General features: G+C 72.8%; 7 protein-coding genes. 2 read left to right on the top strand and 5 right to left on the bottom strand.

Annotated features, from left to right (window positions below):
* Positions 1-23: 23 nt before the first annotated feature.
* The 5 genes from ACSNN9_RS26730 to ACSNN9_RS26750 form a co-directional block, all read right to left on the bottom strand.
* Positions 24-1,133, bottom strand: coding sequence for a YihY/virulence factor BrkB family protein (locus ACSNN9_RS26730; protein WP_436676013.1), 1,110 nt, complete (start codon positions 1,131-1,133; stop codon positions 24-26).
* A gap of 66 nt (positions 1,134-1,199) precedes the next feature.
* On the bottom strand, positions 1,200-2,009 hold the full coding sequence (locus ACSNN9_RS26735; protein WP_436676014.1) for an ABC transporter permease: 810 nt from the start codon (positions 2,007-2,009) through the stop codon (positions 1,200-1,202).
* A gap of 10 nt (positions 2,010-2,019) precedes the next feature.
* On the bottom strand, positions 2,020-2,820 hold the full coding sequence (locus ACSNN9_RS26740) for an ABC transporter permease (protein ID WP_436676020.1): 801 nt from the start codon (positions 2,818-2,820) through the stop codon (positions 2,020-2,022).
* A 123-nt stretch (positions 2,821-2,943) separates the two neighbouring features.
* Positions 2,944-3,486 carry a hypothetical protein gene (locus ACSNN9_RS26745; protein ID WP_436676016.1) on the bottom strand — a complete coding sequence of 181 codons (543 nt, stop codon included), beginning with the start codon at positions 3,484-3,486 and terminating at the stop codon, positions 2,944-2,946.
* A 144-nt stretch (positions 3,487-3,630) separates the two neighbouring features.
* On the bottom strand, positions 3,631-4,563 hold the full coding sequence (locus ACSNN9_RS26750; RefSeq protein WP_357878677.1) for an ABC transporter ATP-binding protein: 933 nt from the start codon (positions 4,561-4,563) through the stop codon (positions 3,631-3,633).
* A 477-nt stretch (positions 4,564-5,040) separates the two neighbouring features.
* Between ACSNN9_RS26750 and ACSNN9_RS26755 the strand changes: the two genes are divergently transcribed.
* Both ACSNN9_RS26755 and ACSNN9_RS26760 read left to right on the top strand, forming a co-directional pair.
* Positions 5,041-7,203 carry a TRAP transporter permease gene (locus ACSNN9_RS26755; protein ID WP_436676017.1) on the top strand — a complete coding sequence of 721 codons (2,163 nt, stop codon included), beginning with the start codon at positions 5,041-5,043 and terminating at the stop codon, positions 7,201-7,203.
* Positions 7,200-8,219, top strand: coding sequence for a TAXI family TRAP transporter solute-binding subunit (locus ACSNN9_RS26760; RefSeq protein ID WP_436676018.1), 1,020 nt, complete (start codon positions 7,200-7,202; stop codon positions 8,217-8,219). The genes ACSNN9_RS26755 and ACSNN9_RS26760 overlap by 4 nt, the downstream gene beginning before the upstream one ends.
* Positions 8,220-8,260: the final 41 nt, after the last annotated feature.

The raw sequence follows: 8,260 nt of genomic DNA on the forward strand, positions 1-8,260 counted from the left end.
GCGGGTGGCGGGGTGGCCGGAGGTCAGCGGCGGTTGGCGGCGTTGCGCTTCTTCTTGAGCTTGCGGTCGTCGCGCAGCTCGACGTACGGCTCCTCGTCCGGGGAGTGACCCGCCTCGATGGCGCGGCTGCGCTCCAACTCGGCGTCGAACTCCGCGCCGAGGAGGATCGCGATGTTGCTCAGCCACAGCCAGATCAGGAAGACGATCACGCCGGCGAGCGCCCCGTACGTCTTGTTGTACGACCCGAAGTTGCTGACGTAGAGCGCGAACAGGCCCGAGATCACCAGCCAGATCACCACGGCCAGCACCCCGCCGGGGCTGACCCAGCGGAAGCCGCCGTGCCGCGCGTTCGGCGAGGCCCAGTAGAGGATCGCGAACATCAGGCTGACCAGGAGCAGCAGCACCGGCCACTTGGCGATGTTCCACACCGTCACCGCCGTGGAGCCCAGCCCGATCGCCTCCCCGACCTGCTCGGCGAGGCCGCCGGTGAAGACCACGATCACCGCGCTGGCCAGCAGCATCACGCCGATCACGGCGGTCACCCCGACGCGGATCGGCAGCGTCTTCCAGATCGGGCGCCCCTCCGGCACGTCGTAGATGGTGTTGGAGGCGCGCATGAACGCGGCGACGTAACCCGACGCCGACCAGAACGCGGCCAGCAGACCGAGGATCGCGGCGAAGCCGGCGAAGCCGCCGCTCTGCTGTGCCTGGTCGATCGCCCCCTCGACGATCTGCCGGATCTCCCCCTGCGGGACCGCCTGGTTGACGGTGTCCTTGACGCCCTGGGTCGCGCCCGGGCCGAGCAGGCCGAGGATCGAGACCAGCACCAGCAGGCCGGGGAAGATGGAGAGCACCCCGTAGTACGTCAGCGCCGCCGCCCAGTCGGTCAGGCTGTCGTCCTGGAACTCCCGCACCGTGCGGCGCAGCGCGGCCTTCCAGCCGGCGCCCGGCAGCTCGGTTGGGCTGTCGGGGCCCTCGTCGGGCCCGACCGGGCCGCGACCCGGGCGGTGCCGCGCGGGGTCGGCCCCCCGGTCGGCGTGGCCCGTCCGGCGGTCGCCCACCCGGCCGGCGGCCACCGCCCCGGAATCGTCGCGGTCGCGCCCGCTGCGGGCGGAAGACTGGTCGGAGGCCATCGCCCCTCCCTCGTGCTCGGAGTGTCGTCCCCCTCGACATGCCCCGGCAGCGGCGACGGTTAACCCCTACCCGTAGAGCAACCTGCCCATCCGGCGCGAGGCGACCAGCAGCCCCACGGTCATCACCGTGAGCAGGTAGAGCACGTCGAGCACCCACTCCCCGCCGACCGTGCCCGTCGAGATGCCGCGGATGAGGTGCACCGCCCGGTAGAGCGGGGTCGCCTCGACCAGCCAACGCAGCACGGCGGGGTAGTCCTGGGCGGGCACGAACGTGCCGGAGAAGAGGAAGAGGGTGAACTGGGCGGAAGCCATCAGATCGAAGTCGTGCCAACTGCGCATGAGGGTGGAGATCGCCATCCCCAGCGCGCCGAAGGCGAAGCCGACCAGCACGGCCGCCGGGAGGGCGACCAGCGCCCGCGCGGCGGTGGTCAGGTCCATCGCCACCATCACGACGAGGAACGCGGCCGAGTAGGCGCTGCCCCGCAGCATCGCCCAGCCCAGCTCCCCCAGTGCGATCTCGAACGGCTGCACGGGGGTGGCGATCACGCCGTCGTACAGCTTCATGTACTTCAACTTGCCGTAGAAGTTGAAGGTCGTCTCGGCCAGCGCGCCGGACATCGCCGACGACGCGAGCATGGCGGGCGCGACGAACGCCGCGTAGGCGACGACCTCGCCGCCGGGCAGCGTGAGGTCGCCGATCAGCGCGCCCACCCCGACACCGATCGAGAACAGGTAGAGCAGCGGCTCGACGATGCCGGAGGCGAGCAGCAGCCAGTAGACGGGCTTCAGGGCCGCCACGTTGCGCTCGGCCACCGAGATCGAGCGACGGGACGCGGCGGCGACGTTCACCAGCCGGGGCAGGACGAGAGCGACCACGGCACCCCTCTTAGACGACGAGCCTGCGGCGGAACGCGCGGCGGGCCAGCAGCCAGCCGGCGACCGACCAGGCCGCGAGATAGAGCAGGTGGCCGAGCACCGACCACTGCGGAGCGACACCGAGCGTCGCCGCCCGGCACAGGTCGACGCCGTGCCACAGCGGCGTCGCGTAGGCCAGCCAGCGCAGCGCCCCCGGCAGCGACTCCACCGGGAAGAAGACCCCGGCGAACAGGCTCATCGGGATCACCGCGAAGCGGAGCAGCATCGCCAGCCAGCTGTCGCTCGACACCACCGACGCGTACGCGAAGGTCGGTGCCGCGACGGCCAGGCCGAGCAGCACCACCACCGGGAGCGTGGCCAGCGCCCACGGCGAGCGCACCGCGCCGAACAGGGTCGTCACCAGCAGGAACGCCGCCGTGCTGCACAGCACGCGGAACAGCACGAACGCGAGGTGGCCGGTGAGGATGTCGACCACCCGCAGCGGCGCCGCGCTCTGCGCGAAGTAGGTCTTGATCCACTGGAACTTGCTGAACACCGGCCACGTCGACTCGCCGACCGCCACCTGCACGGCGGTCGACGCGATCAGGCCGGGCACGATCCAGTCCAGGTAACGCACCCCGCCGACGCCCTGGTCGACGTAGCCGCCGACGCCGACGCCGAAACCCAGCACGGTGAGCACCGGCAGCAGGAACGACGAGAAGAACCCGCCCCGCCAGGTGCGCCGGTAGCCGGCCAGGTGATGGGCCAGCACCGGCAGGGCGGGCACCCGCGGCAGCGGCGGCCGGGACCGCTCCCGCGCCGACTCCGTCACGCTCACGCGACCACCCCCGCCTCGCTCCGCGTCCACCACGACTTTCTATCCCGCCGGTACGACAGCCGCGACCACCCTACGGCGGCCCGGTCGGCCTGTCGTCCGCTTCCACGCCGAGCCGGGTCAGCGCCGCCGGAACGCGCGGACCAGCGCCAGCACCGCGTAGCCGAGCAGCAGCAGCCCCGCGCCGGTGCCCACGACGAGCCCCGCCGACACCGCCGAGGCGAGCGCGGTGACCAGCCCGGCCAGGGCGACGACGCACATGGCCACCCCGAGCGGCCACAGCAGCGGGTCGCCCAGCACCGGGACGAGGGGGAAGAAGTGCAGCCCCACCACGGCGCAGACCAGCACCGGGACGAACTCGGACCACCCGGCGAGGGCGAGCACGGCGGCACCGAGCCCGGCGGCGGCGAACTCGGCGAGAACGATCAGCAGGTAGCGACGGTCGGCGGCGCGGTCCCGGCCGGCGTGCCCGGCGCCCCGGCTGCGCGCCACCACGACGGCTCCGGTCACCGCCGTGACCAGCGCCGCGCCGCTCGCGACCACCAGCAGGGCGCGCAGCGGCTGGTCGGCGGCCGGCACGCTGAACCAGATCGTCGCGAAGACGCCCAGGTAGAGCGCGGCGAGGCCGGCCTGGTGACGCGACTGGAACTCCAACCTCGACATGACACCCCCCGGGTGCGTCGCCGGGCGGCCAAGGTGCCACCGGCCCGCCGATGCTACGGAACGGCCGTCGCCGTCGCACCCGACGCCCGGCGTGGCGGGGTGCCGGGCCCGCGCCGCAGGTGCCGCGGCGGACGCGCCCGCCGGTCAGTCGACCAGGGTGCGGCCGGTGAGGTGGAGGAAGACGTCCTCCAGGCTGCTGCGCCGGACCAGCACGTTGGCCGGGCTCAGCCCGCGCGCGCCGACCTCGGCCACCGCCGCGTCGCCGTCGGACACGTAGAGCAGGATCCGGTCGGGCAGCACCTCGACCCGCTCCCCCAGGCCGTCGAGCTTGCCGGCGAACGCCTCCTGAGACTCGGCGGCGAACCGCAGCTCCACCACCTCCCGGGTGGAGTGCCGGTCGATCAGCGCGCGGGGCGAGCCCTCGGCGACGATCCGCCCGCCGTCCATCACGACCAGCCGGTCGCAGAGCTGCTCCGCCTCGTCCATGTAGTGCGTGGTGAGGACCAGCGTGACGCCCTGCTGCTTGAGCCGGAACAGCCGCTCCCACACCAGGTGCCGGGCCTGCGGGTCGAGGCCGGTCGTCGGCTCGTCCAGCAGGACGATCTCGGGCTCGTTGACCAGTGCGCGGGCGATGGTCAGCCGCCGCTTCATGCCGCCGGAGAGGGGTTCGACCAGGCTGTCGGCCCGCTCGGTGAGCTGGACGAAGTCGAGCAGCTCGGCGGCCCGCTCGCGGGCCACCCGGCGGGAGATGCCGAAGTAGCGCGCGTAGGTGGTGAGGTTCTCCCGGACGGTCAGCTCGGGATCGAGGTTGTCGAGCTGGGGGCAGACGCCGAGCCGGGCCCGGATCGCCGGCCCGTCGCGGACCGGGTCCATGCCGAGGATGCGCAGCTCACCCCCGCTGGGCGGGGAGGTGCACCCGACCATCCGCATGGTCGAGGACTTGCCGGCGCCGTTGGGCCCGAGGAAGCCGAACGCCTCGCCGGCACGCACCTCGACGTCGATGCCGTCGACGGCGGTGAAGTCGCCGAACCGCTTCACCAGCGCCCGCGCCTGGATGAGTGGTGGAGCCATGGTCACCGCCCGACCATAACCGTCGGTTCCGACACGTCCCACCGGATCCGGCCGGGTCGTCGCCGGGCGGTAGGGGTGGGGCCGGGCGACAGGAGTGGGGTCGGGCGGTAGGGGGCACAGGTGCCCTGGTCAGGCCCCGTTTGGCGACGGAGAGCGACGAAAACCACGCTGTGTGATCGCCCGGTGCGGCGGCGACGACGCGGCGACGGTGGCGCGCCGCGAGGGCAGGCGTACGCCGCTACGGGACCAGAGTGGACGGATCGGATGGAAACCGCTCCCGGCTTGCCGCATTCTTACCAATTACGCATTCCGCCCGGCGACAAATCCGGACTCAATTGTGGTCTCTCTGCGTGATCGGGGTTCAAATTAATCACAGACTGCAATCATGATCAGCAATATTCCGCCGGGTTTGTTATTCGCGTATCGTGCCCCCTCGTGCCACCAGTGCGTTCTTCCGGCGAGTCCCCCCAGCAGCCGTCCACCATGGCCACCGGGCCCCTGGACGACGGTCCGGTCCCGCTGCCGCCCGAGGCGGACGATCGCTCCGATCCCGCCGGCGCCACGACCGATGCACGGGAACTCGCCGCGCAGTTCGAGGACGAAAAGCCCGGGCGGCAACTGTCCGGGCCGATCGGCGTTCTGGTCACCGGAACGACGTTGGCGATCGCGCTGCTCGCCCTCTGGCAGGTGTTCGCCCCGCTGCCGCAGGGGAGCAAGTTCTATTTGATCGTCTTCCTGGCGGGCATCCTGCCGATGGTCTTCCTGGCGTACCCGGCGGATCTGCGCCTGCCCCGGCGACCGCGCCGCAAGGACGCGGACGGGCCGACCGCCGCCGCGCCCACGGACCGCCCCGGGCACCGGGGCCCCACCCTGCCGGACTGGGTCCTGGCCGGCGCGGCGCTGGTCAGCTGCCTCTACCCGGTGCTGCCCTTCGGCCTCGGTACCGGCGGCGGTGGGTACGACGCCTTCCTCGACCGGCAGGGCCTGCTGGTCGGCCTGGACGTGGCGATGGGCACCGTCCTGCTGCTCCTGCTGCTGGAGGCGTGCCGCCGCACCACCGGATGGATCCTGCCGGCGGTCTGCGTGGTCTTCCTCGGCTACGGCTACTACGGCGGGCTGCTGCCCCAGTCGTGGCCGGTGGCCCACGCGGGCCTCGACTTCGGACAGATCGTCGACGCCCTCTACAACTCCGACAGCGGCTTCTACGGCACCCCGCTCGACGTCGCGGCGACGTACATCGTGCTCTTCACCATCTACGGCGCGGTGCTGGACCTCTCCGGCGCCGGCCGGTTCTTCGTGGAGCTGTCGGCCGCCGCCTTCCGGCGCTCGCGGACGGCCGCCGGGCGCACGGCCGTGGCCTCCGGCTTCCTGCTCGGCACCGTCTCCGGGTCCGGCGCGGCGACGACCGTCAGCATCGGCGCGGTCACCTGGCCCGTCCTGCGGCGGGCCGGCTACCCGCCGGAGCGGGCGGGCGGCATGCTCGCCGCGGCCGGCGTCGGGGCGATCCTCTCCCCGCCCACCCTCGGCGCGGCGGCCTTCATCATCGCCGAGTACCTCGGCGTGTCCTACCTCCAGGTGCTCGGCTGGGCGACCGTCCCGACGGTGCTCTACTACCTCGGCATCCTCCTCGCGGTCGAGATCGACGCCCGGCGCTCGGGCGTGCGACCGGTCGTGATCGAGACGGCCTCCGCCGGCCGGCTGCTGGCCCGCTTCGGCTACCACTTCCTCTCGCTCTTCGCGATCGTCGGGCTGCTGGCCGTCGGGTTCTCCGCGACGAAGGCCGTGGTGCTGGCCACCGTCCTGGCCGCCGCGCTGTCCTTCCTCGACCGTCGGCACCGGCTCACCCCGGCCCGCCTGCTCGCCGCGCTGAGCGCCGGGGTGCGCGGGGTCCTCGCGGTGAGCGCGGTCTGCGCCGCCGCGGGCATCATCACCGCCACCACCACCAAGACCGGCCTCGGCCCCCAGGCGGCGGCCCTGCTGGTCAGCGGGGCACAGGCCGTCAGCTCGGAGCCGGCCGTGGTGCTGGCGCTCACCGCGCTGCTCGCCGCCGTCGCCCTCACCCTGCTCGGGCTGGCCGTGCCGGTCACCGCGTCGTTCGTGATCGGCTGGGTGATCATCGGCCCGGCCCTGCTGGACCTGGGCGTCACCGCGCCCGCCGCGGCGATGTTCGTCTTCTACTTCGCGGTCCTGTCCGAGGCGTCCCCGCCGACCGCGCTCGCCGCGGTGGCGGCCGCCGCGGTGACCGGCGGCCGACTGGTGCCGACCATGTGGCAGACCCTGCGGTACGCCCTGCCGGCCTACCTCATCCCGCTCGCCTTCGTGGTCACCCCGACCGGCCTCGGGCTGCTCGGCATCGGGGGCGCGCAGCGGATAGCCGTCGCCGCGACGGTCGCCGCCCTCAGCGTCGCCGTGCTGGCGGTGGCGGCGGGCGGCTGGCTGCCCGGCGTCGGCCCGGCCGGCACGCCGGAGCGGATCGTCGGCGCGTTCGCCGGGTTGACGCTGCTCTGGCTCGAACCCGTGCCCGTCGCGATCGGCGCCGTCCTGGCCGCCGTCATGGTGGCGGGTGTGCTCGTCAGACGCGGATCCGCCGGCCGGACCGGCGGGCCGTCAGCGGTACAGGTGAACCATGGGGAGGAAAAACAGTGAGACGGATCAACGTGCGGATCGCCGCGGGGGTTGGTGCGCTGGCCCTCGTCGCGGCGGGCGCCGCCGGTTGCGGGGGCCGTCAGGGCGGCGCGACCAAGGACGACGCCGCCAGTGAGATCACCTGCAAGGTCACCGACAGCACCCGGGTCGGCATCGCCACCGGCAACGCCACCGGCGTCTACTACGTGGTCGGCAACGCCCTGGCCGGTCAGCTCTCCGGGGCGACCGAGGGCAAGCTGACCGGCACCGCCGCCGAGACCGGCGCCTCGGTGCAGAACGTCGAGCAGCTCGTCGGCGGCCAGTACGACGTCGCCTTCTCCCTGTTCGACACGGCGGTCAACGCGGTGCAGGGCAAGGGCACCTTCACGGCCCCGCAGCCGGTCGAGGCGCTCGCCCGGATCTACGACAACTACACGCAGGTCGTCGTCCGGGCCGACTCGGGGATCAACTCGGTCGCCGACATGAAGGGCAAGAAGATCTCCACCGGCTCGCCCAAGTCCGGCACCGAGGTCATCGCCAACCGGCTGATGGAGGCCGCCGGCCTCGACCCGGCCAAGGACGTCCAGGCGCAGCGGCTCGACCTGACCAAGTCCGTCGAGGGTGTCAAGGACGGCAGCGTCGACGGGCTCTTCTGGTCGGGCGGGGTGCCCACGGGCGGCCTGACCGACCTGTTCACCACCGCCGGGGACAAGGTGAAGTTCATCGACATCACCCCGCTGCTGCCCAAGATGACCGAGCTCAACCCGGCGTACCAGGCCGGGACCATCGGCGCGGACGTCTACAAGACAGCCGCGGACACCCCGACCATCGTGGTGCCGAACGTGCTGCTGGTCCGCAAGGACCTCAACGCGAACGTGGCCTGCGCGATCACCCGGACGGTGTTCGACAAGAAGGACGCCCTGGCCCAGGCCAACCCGGCCGCCAAGGGCATCAGCCTGGACAACGCCCGCAAGACCGACCCCGTACCGCTGCACCGCGGCGCGGACAAGGCGCTGCAGGACCTCGGCGCACGCTGATCCCGGGTGCCGGGCCCGCGCCTCGCGCCCGGGCCCGGCAC

Source organism: Micromonospora sp. URMC 107 (assembly GCF_051386315.1).
Classification (GTDB): domain Bacteria; phylum Actinomycetota; class Actinomycetes; order Mycobacteriales; family Micromonosporaceae; genus Micromonospora.